The sequence below is a fragment of the Pseudoalteromonas carrageenovora IAM 12662 genome (assembly GCF_900239935.1).
Classification (GTDB): Bacteria; Pseudomonadota; Gammaproteobacteria; order Enterobacterales; family Alteromonadaceae; genus Pseudoalteromonas; species Pseudoalteromonas carrageenovora.
Genome location: NZ_LT965928.1, coordinates 441,483 through 456,653, shown reverse-complemented (window position 1 = coordinate 456,653; position 15,171 = coordinate 441,483). Strand labels below are relative to the sequence as shown.

Annotated in this window: 14 protein-coding genes; 3 read left to right on the top strand and 11 right to left on the bottom strand. The window is 39.8% G+C overall.

From position 1 onward, the window contains the following. The first annotated feature begins 1 nt into the window (after position 1). From ALFOR1_RS02135 to ALFOR1_RS02125, 3 genes are read left to right on the top strand one after another with little or no spacing between them, the layout of a single operon-like run. Complete coding sequence (locus ALFOR1_RS02135) at positions 2-847, top strand: MBL fold metallo-hydrolase (RefSeq protein WP_173827029.1); 846 nt, start codon at positions 2-4, stop codon at positions 845-847. Between the two features lie 5 nt (positions 848-852). Beyond that, the gene (locus ALFOR1_RS02130; protein WP_104641898.1) at positions 853-3,075 is read left to right on the top strand and encodes a CHASE2 domain-containing protein; all 2,223 of its coding nucleotides are present in this window, start codon (positions 853-855) and stop codon (positions 3,073-3,075) included. Next, complete coding sequence (locus ALFOR1_RS02125) at positions 3,047-4,708, top strand: HD-GYP domain-containing protein (RefSeq protein ID WP_104641897.1); 1,662 nt, start codon at positions 3,047-3,049, stop codon at positions 4,706-4,708. Before ALFOR1_RS02130 ends, ALFOR1_RS02125 begins: the two co-directional genes overlap by 29 nt. Positions 4,709-4,933: 225 nt before the next feature. Here ALFOR1_RS02125 and ALFOR1_RS02120 read toward each other — a convergent pair whose 3' ends face one another. The 11 genes from ALFOR1_RS02120 to ALFOR1_RS02070 form a co-directional block, all read right to left on the bottom strand. Next, positions 4,934-6,361, bottom strand: coding sequence for an NAD-dependent succinate-semialdehyde dehydrogenase (locus ALFOR1_RS02120; protein WP_104641896.1), 1,428 nt, complete (start codon positions 6,359-6,361; stop codon positions 4,934-4,936). 375 nt (positions 6,362-6,736) lie between these two features. Continuing rightward, the gene (gene fdx, locus ALFOR1_RS02115) at positions 6,737-7,075 is read right to left on the bottom strand and encodes an ISC system 2Fe-2S type ferredoxin (protein WP_058547557.1); all 339 of its coding nucleotides are present in this window, start codon (positions 7,073-7,075) and stop codon (positions 6,737-6,739) included. A gap of 11 nt (positions 7,076-7,086) precedes the next feature. Continuing rightward, entirely contained in the window at positions 7,087-8,949 is a 1,863-nt protein-coding gene (hscA, locus tag ALFOR1_RS02110; RefSeq protein ID WP_104641895.1) for a Fe-S protein assembly chaperone HscA, read from the bottom strand. A gap of 41 nt (positions 8,950-8,990) precedes the next feature. Next, a complete protein-coding gene (gene hscB, locus ALFOR1_RS02105) occupies positions 8,991-9,518 on the bottom strand; it encodes a co-chaperone HscB (RefSeq protein ID WP_058547559.1) in 528 nt (175 codons plus the stop codon). An 81-nt stretch (positions 9,519-9,599) separates the two neighbouring features. Further along, positions 9,600-9,923, bottom strand: coding sequence for an iron-sulfur cluster assembly protein IscA (iscA, locus tag ALFOR1_RS02100; RefSeq protein WP_006791976.1), 324 nt, complete (start codon positions 9,921-9,923; stop codon positions 9,600-9,602). Between the two features lie 9 nt (positions 9,924-9,932). Then, on the bottom strand, positions 9,933-10,316 hold the full coding sequence (gene iscU, locus ALFOR1_RS02095; protein ID WP_058547560.1) for a Fe-S cluster assembly scaffold IscU: 384 nt from the start codon (positions 10,314-10,316) through the stop codon (positions 9,933-9,935). Positions 10,317-10,358: 42 nt separating this feature from the next. Beyond that, positions 10,359-11,576 (bottom strand): IscS subfamily cysteine desulfurase, encoded by a 1,218-nt coding sequence (locus tag ALFOR1_RS02090; RefSeq protein WP_058547561.1) that lies wholly within the window; start codon positions 11,574-11,576, stop codon positions 10,359-10,361. Positions 11,577-11,600: 24 nt separating this feature from the next. Continuing rightward, positions 11,601-12,092: a Fe-S cluster assembly transcriptional regulator IscR gene (iscR, locus tag ALFOR1_RS02085; protein WP_058547562.1), complete on the bottom strand. Its 492-nt coding sequence runs from the start codon at positions 12,090-12,092 to the stop codon at positions 11,601-11,603. Between the two features lie 232 nt (positions 12,093-12,324). After that, positions 12,325-13,050 carry a tRNA (cytosine(32)/uridine(32)-2'-O)-methyltransferase TrmJ gene (gene trmJ, locus ALFOR1_RS02080; RefSeq protein WP_058547563.1) on the bottom strand — a complete coding sequence of 242 codons (726 nt, stop codon included), beginning with the start codon at positions 13,048-13,050 and terminating at the stop codon, positions 12,325-12,327. Positions 13,051-13,153: 103 nt separating this feature from the next. Further along, positions 13,154-13,909: a class I SAM-dependent methyltransferase gene (locus ALFOR1_RS02075; RefSeq protein ID WP_104641894.1), complete on the bottom strand. Its 756-nt coding sequence runs from the start codon at positions 13,907-13,909 to the stop codon at positions 13,154-13,156. A gap of 50 nt (positions 13,910-13,959) precedes the next feature. Then, complete coding sequence (locus ALFOR1_RS02070; protein ID WP_104641893.1) at positions 13,960-15,138, bottom strand: response regulator; 1,179 nt, start codon at positions 15,136-15,138, stop codon at positions 13,960-13,962. Positions 15,139-15,171 lie beyond the last annotated feature (33 nt).

Below are 15,171 nucleotides of genomic sequence, written 5' to 3'. Positions count from 1 at the left end.
TATGAGAGTTGAATTTTTTGGAGTTAGAGGGTCTATGCCCTCGCCCGGCAAAAAAACACATATGTTTGGTGGAAATACTTCTTGTGTGTATGTAGAGCAAAGTAATGGGCAAAGTTTAGTTTTAGACTCAGGTACCGGCATAGTAGAGCTAGGTGAGCGTTTATTAAAAAATACAAACCCTATAAATATTCTACTAACACACAATCATTGGGATCACATTCAAGGCTTTCCCTTTTTTAAGCCTATTTATCAAGCGGATCGTAAAATTACTATTACAGTAGGTGATGTTGACGACGCAGCTAGTAAAAATGCAATTTTAAAACAAATGGAAGGTTCTTACTTTCCAGTTAAGCATCAAGATTTGCCTGCAAATATTACGCTGAATACACAGCGCTCTTCACAAAAAAGCTTCACAGTTAACGATTTTTTTGTAACCACAGCACCACTAAACCACCCTGGCGGCGGCACTGCATATTGCGTAAATGCAAATGGAGTAAAAATAGCTTACGTTACCGATAATGAACTCAACCCACCAGGGCAAGTTAAAACAAGTGTTAATGAGTGGGCACAGTTTATAAAAGGTGCTGACTTATTAATACATGATGCCCAGTTTACTAACGATGACATGCCAATAAAGCATGGTTGGGGGCACAGCACAATAAACCAAGTTGCTGAACTTGCAGTAAAAGCTGACGTTAAAAATATAGCTGTAATTAGTCACGATCCCGCGCGTTCTGATACCGAATTATTAGAAATAGAACAGTACTTACAAGCTAACTATAAGAGCTTATCAATCGAGTGCGCTCGTGAAGGTCGAGTTTTCAAATTTGCCCCAGTTAAGGATTAGCACCAATTAATAGCTCTCTTATTCCAAAAATTTATAGACATTTTTTTATTGGCGTAACCATTACGCTTTTAGTTGCTGCTATTGAGCTTTTTTCTACTGGAGCTATTGCTCAATTACTAAATAGAGTAGAAGGCATACTTTACGACTCAAGATTAGTTTTAACTCTCCCAGCCACCCCGCAGCAATTTGATGAATCGGTGGTTATTATTGATATAGATGATAAAAGCATGGCAGAGCAAGGTCGCTTTCCTTGGAGCCGCTCAAAAATGGCCGAGCTAGTTAGTAAACTAACTGAAGCAGGCGTTATAGTTATTGCTTTTGATATATTTTTTTCTGAACCTGAAATAAACCCTGTTAGCCAAATAGAGTCTGAGTTCCCTAACTTTATAAACAGCAACAAATTAACAATTAACGAGGTTAAGAAAAAAATTGATGCTGATTCCAAGTTTGCCAATGTACTGTCCAATAACGACACCGTACTCGGTTTTTTGTTAAATAATGAGACTCATCAGCAAATTAACCCACTACCTAGCAGTAGTGTTGATTGGATGCTTGATGATCAAAACAACTCACAGTTTATCGAGTTCTCAGGCGCCGCTGTTAATATACCAACTTTACAAAACAAAGCCTCTGGCAATGGCTTTATTAATGCACATAGTGAGAATGATGGTTTTATTCGAAAAGCATCCCTTGTGCACAAAGTAGGTAATACACTTTACCCCTCTTTAGCTCTTGAAGCAGCCAGGCTTTATACGCTTGCTGATAAAATACAGACGCGATCTCATATTTTAAATAACATTACATTATTTGATGGTATTAAGTTCAATGATCAATGGATTCAAACTGATGAATACGGAAAAATACTTATTCCATACAAAGGCCCGGCAGGTAGTTTTACGTATTATTCAGCAACCGATATCCTAAAAAATAAGATTGGGGAAAGTGAGCTGGAGGGCTCAGTTGTTTTCATTGGTACATCAGCCATTGGCTTAGCTGATTTAAGGGCTACGCCTGTAGGGTTGCAGTATCCTGGGGTTGAAGTGCATGCCAATATATTTCGAGGGCTAATTCATCCTGAGCTGCTTCCCGCACAGCCTAGTTGGTCATCTGGCGCAACGTTATTTATGATCGTAGTTATAGGTGGTCTATTAACTATTTTAAGTTACCAAAAGAGCGCAAGACACATAGTGGTCGTTACATTAGGCATAGCAGTTCTAGCCATCTTGTTTAACTTTTACTTTTGGGCAATAGAGAAAATTAGTTTGCCACTGTTTATGCCTCTTTTACTGATCACACTTTTATCTGGCTACTATATTTTTGTCGGTTCAATAGCAGAAATGAAACACAGCCGTAAAATAAAGTCTATGTTTGATCAATACGTTCCTCCAGATCATATTAATCAGCTTATTAACCAATCTAGCGATCTTCCTCAGCAAAGTGTTAAAAGAAACATGACTGTATTATTTGCAGATATTCGTGGTTTTACCTCATTATCTGAAAACATGTCTGCTCACCAATTAAGTGAATACTTAAATGAATATCTATCGGCGACGACCGAAATTATTTTTAAACACAGTGGCACAATAGATAAGTATGTTGGCGATATGATAATGGCTTTTTGGAATGCCCCCCTACAAGACGATGACCATGCAAAGCATGGCGTAGAAGCGGCTATGGCAATGCTAAAAGGCTTAAGCTCAATTAACCAAACATTTTTAGAAAAAAATCTCCCCGCCATAAACATTGGCATTGGTTTAAATACCGCAGATATGAATGTTGGAGATATGGGGTCTAAATACCGTAAAGCTTATACTGTGTTAGGTGATGCTGTAAATTTAGGTTCGCGAGTAGAAAGCTTGACCAAGTTTTATGAGGTAGCTATTCTGGTTACTAAAGAAACAATGAGAGCGTGCCCACATATTTCCTTTAGATTAATTGATAAAGTGCAAGTTGTAGGAAAAACCACAGCTACAGAGTTATTTGAGCCTATCGACTTTACAGATAGTTTAAATACCACCCAACTAGCCGAGCTAAGTAAGTCTGAAGTGGCTATGACACATTATTATAATAAAAATTGGCAGCAATCACTTTCACTACTTACTGAGCTTGAGAGCACATCAGTATTTAGTTCTCATATTTACACCATTTTTATTAAGCGAATTAACGAAACCAATTTGAAAACATTATCAAAGGACTGGAATGGCGCCTTCAGACATCAAACAAAGTAATATAAATATGCCACAACACATAAAAGATAAAACAAATCTGCGCCACCTAGTTGATATAAGCATTAGGTTAACGACAGAGAAAGATTCAAGTAAATTACTTAACGAAATTTTGCAAGTACTGATGTCTGTTGCTAACGCTGATGCTGGCAGCATTTACTCTATAACTGACAATAAACAGCTTAAGTTTGAAACGGTAATTAACAAAACACTAGGCTTGCACCTAAGAGGCGATGAAGATAGCCCGATCGATTTTCCTAATATAGACCTTTTTATAAACGGTAAAGAAAACGAAACTGCAATCGTAGCGCATGCTGTCAACTCAGGTAAGTATATAAATATTCCTGATGTTTATGCTGCGCTTCCTTTTGATATGAGCGCAGCTCGTAATATGGATTCGCTAACAGGCTATCGCACTAAGTCTATGTTAACGATCCCTTTAAAAGATCATGTTGATGATATTATCGGTGTTATACAGCTTATAAACGTTAAAGGTGAAAACGACGAAATTATTCCCTTTAGCGAAGAGCTTGTCACACTCACGCGATCTTTTGCATCATTAGGTGCAATTTCATTAACTAACTCTACGCTTATTAAAGGCATGGAAGAGTTATTCACCACCTTTGCAGAAACAATTGCAATGGCAATTGATGAAAAATCACCACACACTGGCGGCCATTGTAAAAGGGTACCAGCGCTCACTTTAATGCTTGCCGATGCTGTACACGATAGCAATAAAGGGCCTTTGGCATCATTTACTATGTCTGAGGCCGATAGGCATGAACTTGATGTAGCTGGTTGGCTTCACGACTGTGGTAAAATCGCTACACCTGATCACATTATGGAAAAATCGACAAAGCTTGAAACTATATTTGATCGTATAAAATATATAGATGCAAAGTTTGAAGTTATTAAGCGAGATTTAAACATTTCTTACCAGCAAGAAATTATCTCTGCGCTTAAGCAAAATAAACCTATTGAAGTAAAACAGTTAGAACGCCTACTTGATACAGAACTCAAGCAGCTATCTTTAGATAGAGCGCTATTAAAGCGTATTAATGTAGGTGGTGAATTTTTAGGTGGTAATGAGCTTAACGAAATTCAAAGAATTGCTAATAAATACACATTAGAAATTAATGGTAAAACAATGCCATTACTTAATGATGATGAAGTAGAAAACCTATCCATACGCAGAGGCACATTAACTCAAGGTGAGCGTGATATTATGAAGCGTCATATGGATGTAACTAAGAATATTTTAGATGCCCTACCGTTTCCTAAGCATTTGAGTAATGTTAAAGAGTATGCGCTTGGACATCATGAAAAACTAGACGGTACAGGTTACCCTAGAGGCCTTACTAAAGATCAAATGTCGATTCCCGCTAGGCTTATGGCAATAACTGACATTTTTGAAGCGCTATCTGCCGTAGATCGACCTTATAAAAAAGCAAAACCGGTAAGCGAATGCTTAAATATACTGGGGGTAATGGTTAATAATAACCACCTTGATGCCGACATTTTTGCAGTTTTTATAGAATCAGAAGTATATAAAAAATATATAATAGAATTTGCTAATCCAGAGCAACTAGATGAAGTAGATCTTAATAACCTGCCTGGTTACAGTCCAATAGTTTAAAACTAAAAAAATGCCACCTTGCGGTGGCATTTACACACGGGGTTATTTCTACTTATAGAAATACTTTCATTTTTTATTACAATTTTAATGTTATTTTTTAACAAAAAATATGGTCATAAAGGTAGCACTAAGCGCTTTATGTAGCAACCGTAAAAAAGAAAGTTCATCGTTCTGACATATTTATGAAATAAACCTAAACGTAATTAAGTTACGCTTTTAAAAACACTATATTTTTATACATACGTATTTTTCTTCAAGGTATTCATTTAGCCCCTGATGCCCACCTTCGCGACCAAGTCCTGATTGCTTAACGCCGCCAAACGGTGCTACAGGGTTTGATATAACCCCTTCATTAACACCTACCATGCCAAACTCAAGCCCTTCGCTTACACGATAAATTTGCTTAATGTTTTGGCTATAAAAATACGCTGCTAACCCGTAAGGCACGTCATTAGCTAATGCGAGCACTTCGCTTTCCTCATCAAAAGGAATAACCGTTAATACCGGGCCAAATACTTCCTCGTGATAAATATCCATCTCGGTGGTTACGTTAGTAACAATAAGTGGATTTTGAAAACTACCGCCCAAATCACTATTATCGCCAATTAAATTGGCGCCTTTATCAAGTGCGTCTTGAACAAGCTGTTGTACTTTATCTTTGGCTTTTGGGTAAATCAGCGGGCCAATATCAACATCGTCCTCAAAGCCATTCGCCACTTTAAGTGTTGCCACTTTAGGTGTAATTTTATTAAGCACTTCATCCAAAATTCCGCGCTGTATAAAAATACGATTTGCAGCAACACACGCTTGCCCACTGTTTCTAAATTTAGCCGCCATGAGGCCTTCAATTGCTTCATCTATATCGGCATTGTCAAAAATAATAAACGGTGCGTTGCCGCCAAGTTCCATAGATGTACGCTTAATTGTACCGGCACATTGCGAAAGTAATTGCTTACCTACCCCTGTTGAGCCTGTAAATGTAAATTTGCGAACAACGTCTGAGTCAGTAAGCATCTTGCCTACTGTTTTTGCATCTTGTGATACAAGTACGTTAAAGGCACCTTTTACAAAGCCCGCTTGATCTGCAAGGTATGCTAATGCGATGGCACAAAGAGGTGTATGTTCAGAAGGCTTTAATATAAAGCTACAGCCTGCGGCATAAGCAGGGGCCACTTTACGAGTCACCATAGCAACAGGGAAGTTCCATGGCGTAATGCCTGCTACAACACCTACAGGCTGTTTAAAGCTGGTTAAATGGTGGTTATTGTCGGTAGGTGGGATCACATCACCGTAACTACGCTTTGCTTCTTCAGCAAACCATTTAATAAACCCTGCACCGTAGTCTATTTCACCAAGAGATTCTTTAAGTGGTTTACCTTGCTCTTGTGTCATAAGCTCTGCAAGTGTTTGCTTGTGCTTTATAACTAGTTCATACCAGCGCATCAGCGTTTCACTACGCTCGGTAGCATTTGTTGACTTTAACTTTACAAAAGCGCCCTGTGCGGCAGTTATAGCGTTATTTACACCCTGCTCGTCTATATCACTTACTTCTACAATACTTTTTTCGGTAGCAGGATCCTCAACGCTAAAGCGCTGATTTGTTTTATAAAATTCACCATTAATAAACGAGTCACAAAAAATTAGATTACTCAAAATAAACCTCCAAAATTACGTTTTAAGGTGTTAGCTTTTAATGCGTGGCATAGAACCAAGGCTAACTTTTTTACGTTTACAAAATAACATACGAGCTTTGCTCGTCACGCCAGCAAGCTGTGCGTCTACAGGTTTGGTGTAAATGTTTTAATATACTGTAGACGTTGAGCGTGCTCACGTGAGAAGCGCAGCTTCTATATTTATAACCTAGAGTTAAAACACACAACGCAAGCAAGCTTCGTGTCTACAAAATAACTTACGAGCTTTGCTTTAAAAACGCGACGTAAAGTCGCTGCTACGTGCACACACATCTTAAAAACAAAAAAGCCGCTGTATCAAACAGCGGCTTTTAATAGATTAGACGTTAATTAAAAACTAGTGCTCTTCATTAACGATATTGAGATTGTACTTTGGTATTTCAACCACTAAGTCTTCATCTCTAATAATTGCTTGGCAACCTAGGCGCGATTCAGACTCTAAGCCCCAGGCTTTATCTAGCATGTCGTCTTCTAGTTCATCACTTTCTTCAAGTGAGTCAAAGCCTTCACGTATTACTAAATGACATGTTGTACATGCACACGATTTTTCACATGCATGTGGAATACTAATGCCATTTTTTAGTGCTGCATCAAGTACCGTTTGGCCAGCAGGTGCTTCAATTGCTGCACCGTCAGGACACAACTCCGGATGTGGAAGAAAAATAACTTGTGGCATTCTAATCTCTCTTAAATGTTGTCTACTGACTGCCCTGTAAGGGCCTTTTTAATTGATGCGTCCATTCTGCGTGATGCAAATTCACTGCTCGCATTATCAACTTTTTCAATCGCTGCTTTAATATCACTTGGCTGCTGTGCATTTTCGCGCACTTTAGCAAGCTCTGCAATTTCGGCTTTTAGATTAGCTAATTGCACTTCATCTAATAAGTTTGCATCTACAGCAAGCGACGCTTCTAGTGCTTCAATAACTCGCAGTGCTTCTACTTGTTGCTCTTTAAGCATACGCGCTTGCATGTCGTCTTTAGCATTACTCATCGACTCTTTTAGCATATTTGCTACTTGGTCGTCAGATAAACCAAATGAAGGCTTAACTTGAATATCGGCTTGAACACCTGTTGATTTTTCCATTGCCGAAACACTTAATAAGCCATCTGCGTCTACTTTAAAGGTAACCCGAATATGCGCAGCTCCGGCTGCCATTGGTGGAATGCCTTTTAAGCTAAATTTAGCAAGCGAGCGACAGTCATCAACGAGCTCACGCTCACCTTGCAGTACATGTAAAGACATGGCTGTTTGGCCATCTTTAAACGTAGTAAATTCTTGAGCACGCGCTACAGGTATTGTGGTATTTCGCGGAATAATTTTCTCAACTAAGCCGCCCATCGTTTCAAGACCTAGCGATAACGGTAATACATCAAGCAATAACATGTCAGAATCAGGCTTATTGCCAATTAATACGTCAGCTTGAAGTGCAGCACCAAGAGCAACAACCCGATCCGGATCGATTGAAGTAAGAGGCTCTTTATCAAAAAAGCTTTCTACTTGGCTGCGTACAAGTGGCATACGTGTAGAGCCACCAACCATTATAACTTGAAGTACTTCTTCGTTTTCAATGCCTGCATCTTTTACAGCACGACGACATGAACGAAGCGTTTTTTTCACAAGAGGTATTGCTAGTTCATCAAACTTTTCGCGCGTTACTTCTACTGTGTATTTTTGCTCATCAAACTCAAGTACTACATTTACTTTTGCATACTGGCTAAGCGCTTCTTTACAGGCCTTTGCTTTATTAATAAATAAACGCAATACCGAAGGAGATAACACCGATACACCTGTTTGCTGCTTAAAGTAGTCAACGAGTAGTGAATCAAAATCGTCACCACCTAGGCTTGAGTCGCCACCAGTGGCCATAACTTCAAATACACCTTGGTGTAAACGAAGTATCGATATATCAAATGTACCGCCACCTAAATCGTAAACAGCAATAATACCTTCTTGCCCAGAATCTAAGCCGTAAGCTACCGCTGCTGCTGTAGGTTCATTTAATAAACGTAATACGTTAATACCGGCAAGTTCTGCAGCATCTTTAGTACTTTGGCGCTGAGCGTCATCAAAGTATGCAGGAACTGTAATAACAGCACCTAAAATTTCTTGGTTACCAAAGCTTTTTTCAGCGCGGGCTTTTAGTGCCCCTAAAATATGGCTAGACGCCTTAACTGGGCTGATTTTTCCAGCCTCTGTTTGAATCGCTAAAGTGCCATTATCTTCGCAAAAGTCATAAGGCAACTGGCCATAACTTTGTTCAATTTCAGCTTGGGTTTTACCTAAAAAACGTTTAACTGAAATAAGCGTATTAGAGGGGTCTTGTGTTGCAGCTTGTACTGCATCTGCACCCACTGTAATACCGCCAGCCTGATAACGCACAACAGATGGTAACATCGCTGCGCCTAACTCGTCAGTTAATGTACGGGCTTCACCGCTTTGTACTGTAGCCACTAGTGAGTTAGTGGTACCTAGGTCAATACCTACTGCTAATTTGTGCTCATGTGGTGCCGCGCTCTGCCCCGGCTCAGCAATTTGCAATAATGCCATAATACTCTTTAAACTCGTGTTGCTTGCTGTTTAGCAAGTAATTAATCGTCGAATAAACTGTCTTCAATGCGCTCAAGTTCGTCACGTAATTTATAAACAAACTTTAGTTTACGAATATTATCTGCCGCAAGTTGATACTGCTGCTCATTGTTACTCGCCAGCTGCTCGGCCAATTGTGCGCTGTATTGCTCATTTAACTGTTTTATTTGCTTTTCAAAATTGGCAATCGCGGTATCAGGGTCGCTTGCAGATGAGAGCTCTTCAAGCTCTTCTCGTAACTCCATTTGTTGCATTAAGAACATAGGATCTTGAAGCGTTTGCTGCTCTGCACGAATATCAACACCTAACTCACTGAGCATATACTCAGCACGTTTTACTGGGTGCTTTAAAGTTTGTAGCGCATCGTTAATTTCAGCAGCACTTTGTACAGCCATTAACTTATCGCGGGCGCTTGCATTTGCGTGGCGATCAGGATGCACCGTACGTTGTAGCTCTAAGTAGTGCTTATTAATCGTTGCTAAATCTATATTGTAATCAACGGGAACTGCAAATAACTCAAAATAACGCATAACTTCAACCAATATAATTCACAAATAATAAAGCCCTACAATTACTGGCAGGGCTTATAAATACTACAAAGGTAGTTGAGCTTAAACGGTAAAGCTTTCGCCACAACCACACTCGTCGGCTTGATTAGGGTTATTAAATTTAAACCCTTCATTTAAGCCTTCTTTAGTGTAGTCAAGCTCTGTGCCATCAATGTAAACAAGGCTTTTAGCGTCAACAATTAAGGTAACACCTTTAGCTGCAAATGTTTCATCGTCTTCGTTTAGCTCGTCAACAAACTCAAGTACATAAGCAAGACCTGAACAGCCCGTCGTTTTAATGCCAACGCGCAGGCCTAAACCTTTACCGCGGTTTGCTAAAAATGATTGTACGCGGTTTGCTGCCGCATCTGTCAATGTCACTGCCATGAATTTCTCTTAGTTCGCTTGTTTGCTTTTGTAATCTGCAATTGCTGCTTGAATTGCGTCTTCGGCTAAAATTGAGCAGTGAATCTTCACTGGTGGTAATTCTAGCTCAGCACTGATATCAGTGTTTTTAATTGTTGCAGCTTCGTCTAACGTTTTACCTTTAACCCACTCTGTTACAAGTGAAGATGAAGCTATTGCGCTACCACAACCATATGTTTTGAATTTTGCATCTTCAATAACGCCTTCGGCAGATACTTTAATTTGCAATTTCATTACGTCACCACATGCTGGTGCGCCAACCATACCCGTTGCCACTGACGGATCGTTTTTATCTAGAACACCTACGTTACGTGGGTTTTCTACGTGGTCGATTACTTTATCACTATAAGCCATAATTCTATCCTCATTACCTGCTACGGTACGTGCTCACACGTATTAGTGGTGAGCCCATTCAACTGAATCTAAATCAATACCTTCTTGATGCATTTCCCATAAAGGAGACATTTCACGTAGGCGACCGATAGAGTTTTTCATTAATTCAACGGTGTAATCAATCTCTTCTTCTGTTGTGAAGCGACCAATACTAAAACGAATTGAGCTGTGCGCTAATTCGTCGTTACGGCCAAGCGCACGCAGTACGTAAGAAGGCTCTAAACTTGCAGATGTACACGCAGAACCTGACGATACTGCAATGTCTTTTACTGCCATAAGTAACGACTCACCTTCAACAAAGTTAAAGCTGATGTTTACAATACCTGGTACTGACTGATCTTGTGCGCCGTTAAAGTAAACCTCGTCCATATCAGCCATAATGCCGTCAATTAGACGCTTACGTAATGCACTGATATGTGCGTGATCTTTTTCAAAATCTTGCTTAGCAATTCTAAATGCTGCACCCATACCCACTAATTGGTGAGTAGCTAATGTGCCAGAGCGCATACCACGTTCATGGCCGCCACCGTGCATTTGAGCTTCAAGGCGAGCACGTGGCTTACGACGAACGTAAAGTGCACCAACACCTTTAGGGCCATATACTTTATGACCAGAGAACGACATAAAATCAACTTTAAGTTGTTGTACGTCGATTAATACTTTACCTGCACTTTGCGCTGCATCTACGTGGAACATAATTTTACGTTCACGGCACATTTCGCCAATTGTGTTGATGTCTTGAATTACACCTAGCTCGTTATTTACATGCATAATGCTTACAAGCACGGTGTCTTCACGCATTGTGTCTTCAAGCTTTTTAAGATCTAATAGGCCGTTTTCTTCAACGTCCATGTAAGTAACATCAAAACCTTGGCGCTCTAGTTCACGACATGTATCGATTACAGCTTTGTGCTCAGTTTTAGCGGTAATAACGTGCTTACCTTTCTTTTTGTAAAACTGTGCTGCACCTTTAATTGCAAGGTTGTTTGATTCTGTAGCACCCGATGTGAAAACAATTTCACGTGGGTCTGCATTGATTAGATCAGCAATATCTGTACGCGCTTGATCAACCACTTCTTCAGCTTGCCAACCAAAACGGTGCGAACGTGACGCAGGATTACCAAAATTACCGTCCATTGTAAGGCATTGCATCATTTCTTTTGCAACACGCTCATCAACAGGCGTGGTAGCTGCGTAATCTAAATAAATCGGTAACTTCATTTCTCTCTCCGCTGCGGGTCAACCTTAAAGTTGACAGCTTACTTGAATGTTTTCCAACTGCTTAATTGCATTATTGATACTGTTATCTTGGCGCGATGCGATTTCTTTCACATCTGATTTTTCCACCAATTCAGCAAGGGTAATATTATTCAAAAATTCTTCTATACGCGCACTTAAATCAGACCATAAATTATGAGTTAAGCAACGCATACCACTCTGACAGCCGGTATCGGCACCTTGACAACGTGTTGCGTCTACAGATTCGTCTACGGCGCTAATTACATCACCAACCGAAATTGCATTCGCTTCTCGTCCTAGTAAATAACCACCACCAGGTCCACGAACAGAACTTACTAGGCCATTTTTACGTAAACGAGCAAATAATTGTTCAAGGTAAGACAAAGAAATCTCTTGTCTTTGTGAAATATCAGCAAGGGCTACAGGACCTACACTTGCATGTAGTGCAACATCCAGCATAGCTGTAACGGCGTATCTGCCTTTTGATGTTAACTTCATAACGCCCCCTGCACAAAAGAGTGCAAATTTTAATTACCAGAGTAAAATAGTCAAGTATTATCACTTGATAAAAATTTGATTAAAAAGTACCTCGCGTTGAGCTAAGTACATTAACAAACTTTTAATACTTGACCTGTTTGGTCAGGTATTACAGCCATTGTAATTACCTGAGTATTTTAGTCAAGTATTAGCTAGCTATTTAACCGTGGTTTTTATAACCAATAGCTATACCTTACTTAGGAATAGACTTATTAATTGATGTAAGAATACCGCGTAAAATATTCATTTCGGCATCTTCAGGACGAGCACGGTTAAACAAACGGCGTAACTTAGTCATCACTAAGCCTGGATGTTGTTTAATAATGAAGCCTGTTTTGAAAAGCGTGTCTTCAAGGTGGTCGTAAAAAAGCTCTGTTTGTTTTGAGCTTGGGTAAACAGCATCGTCTTCTTCAACCTTTGCAGGCTGTTGATTTAAAAATGCCATACGCGTTTCGTAGCTCAGTGTTTGTACTGCCATTGCTAAATTAAGCGAACTGTATTGTGGGTTTGCAGGAATACATACATGGTAATTACAAAGTTGTAGCTCTTCGTTAGTTAAGCCACTATTTTCACGGCCAAATACAAGCGCTACTGGGCCATTTACAGCCTCAGCAACTAGTTTTTCACCACATTCACGAGGTTCAACCATAGGCCAAGATAGCGTTCGCGAACGTGCACTTGTACCAATTGTTAACGCACAATCAGCAATAGCATCTGCTACTGTATCAACAATAACCGCGTTACCTAAAACATCTGTAGCACCAGCTGCAAGTGCGCTTGCATGGCTGTCTACTTCACAGGCAGGATCAACTAAATAAAGTTTTGATAAACCCATGGTTTTCATGGCGCGAGCCGCAGAACCAATATTGCCTGAGTGTGAGGTATTTACTAAAACGATGCGAATATCATCTAAGATCATTGCTGTGCTACTTAACTATGCCAAAAAATTGCGCGAATTCTAACATGAAACCCACATAAGATCCTAGATCCTTAAGGCCGATCAGCTAACGTAATAGCAGCCTTTAAACCATGGCCGCTTTTACATAAACGTCAAAACGATTCTTTTTGGTTTTAATTTGCATGCTTGGGGTTTTGTTATTTAAAAACGGTGCGTAATCAGGGCGTTTTACTACAACGCGCTTACTGGCAAGTGGATAGGCAAAATCGAGTAAACCATCCGCGTCGGTATCTGCGCCAACGAGCGCTTGAAATACACGCATTTCCTTTTTTACTAAGGCTGATTTTTCACGGTGTGGGAACATAGGATCTAAATACACTACATCAGGCATACTCTCGCACTGCTCAAGTAATGTATGGCTTGAGCCAAATATAAGGCTCATATTTTGTTGCATCCAAGGGCCTATTTCAATGTCGTCATAGGCACGCTTTAAACCATCATACAATAAAGCGGCTACTACCGGGTGGCGCTCGTGTAATATTACTTTACAGCCTAGGGAGGCAAGTACAAAGCCATCTCGCCCAAGGCCTGCGGTGGCATCAAGTACAACGGGAGTTGCCCCCTTATTTAGCCCAACCGCTTTAGCTATTGATTGGCCTTTACCACCACCAAATTTACGCCTGTGAGCAACTGCGCCTGTTACAAAGTCTACATTAATGGCGCCTAATTTTGGCTCATCCGTTTTTAAAAGGCTCAACCCTTTATCGTCATAATGTAAGCTAAAGCCGCTGCAACTTTGTGCCCATTGAGCTAAGTTAAAACGCGTTTCTAGCTCATTTAAATATGGGCGCAACTCTTTAAAAGCACACTGAATAACCACTTCACACTCCGACGATAAAATACGCCTTCAGTATAACAAGCGTTAACGCCCTAAAATAGCTCTATATCATTATGATGATTAATATTTTGCTGCGCGGCTTCGGCTTTGCTACGTAAATTTGCAAGCAGCTCGTTACGGCTCTCTGTAACCTGTTTTAGCTGATACTTAATAAATGCTAAGTCACTATTTGCTGAAGCGAATAATTGCATCGTTTCGTCAAGCTGAGAAATATAAAGGGTTAAGTCGGCATGATTAGCCAGCTCTTTTTGGTGTTTTACAGCACAGTCAAGTTCATGCAGCTGCTCTATAAACACTTTAGTTGTAGAGTTTTGCGCTATATTTTGACTATTGAGCTGTTTAACAATGTCTTGCAGTGCTGTGCTTATTTGAGCTGCCTGCTCATAGCTACTTTCGCTTCTTTCCATAGTAACGACCTTTTCGTTTGTAACCTCTAAAATATGCGGAAATAAATCTTTGAATCGTCCATATAACGCGCTGTTTTCTATTGGCATATTTTTTATAAGTAAAGAGACTTTTGGATAATTAATTATTGTACTGCTGCCAATATCTACAAATCGCTTTGAGTGTCGGTGCTGCTCGAGTAATTCCTGCTCAAGCGGACATACACCACTTTGTTGACTGTAAAAAATACCTTTGCTTTTGTACCAAAAAACGACAACTACATCTAAGTTTAATGGCGTGAAAAATGCTAAAAAATACTCACTCAACGTTTGAAAGTTATTAGCATGATAACTTTGCCCAACGTAACGCATTATACGCCCCATATCGCCAGATTCAGTCATTGCCATTTCGGCAGTTTTATTGGCTTTTTCAATATCGAGCTTTAGCCTTACACATTGCTGCCGGTATTCGTATAACACTTTAATACGCGCTATTAGTTCTTCGGCATTAAAGGGTTTAATGATGTAGTCTGATGCACCCACACTGTAACCTTTAACGCGGTCACTTAGCTCAACTTTTGAAGAAAGAAACATGACGGGAATATCTTTAGTATTCTCATTTTGTTTGAGGGTTTTACACACATCGTAGCCAGAAAGGCCCGGCATTTCTATATCGAGTAATATAATGTCAGGGTTGTACTTATTAGTTAGCCGTAATCCTTCATCGCCATCTTTAGCATTAATTATTTTACAAAACCCCGCTAAAGATTCTTCAATTATATGATGAACATACTTATCATCATCAATTGCTAGTACCAACTTTGCCATGCCTTAGTCCATTTTAAAAGGTGTGTTAAAAGC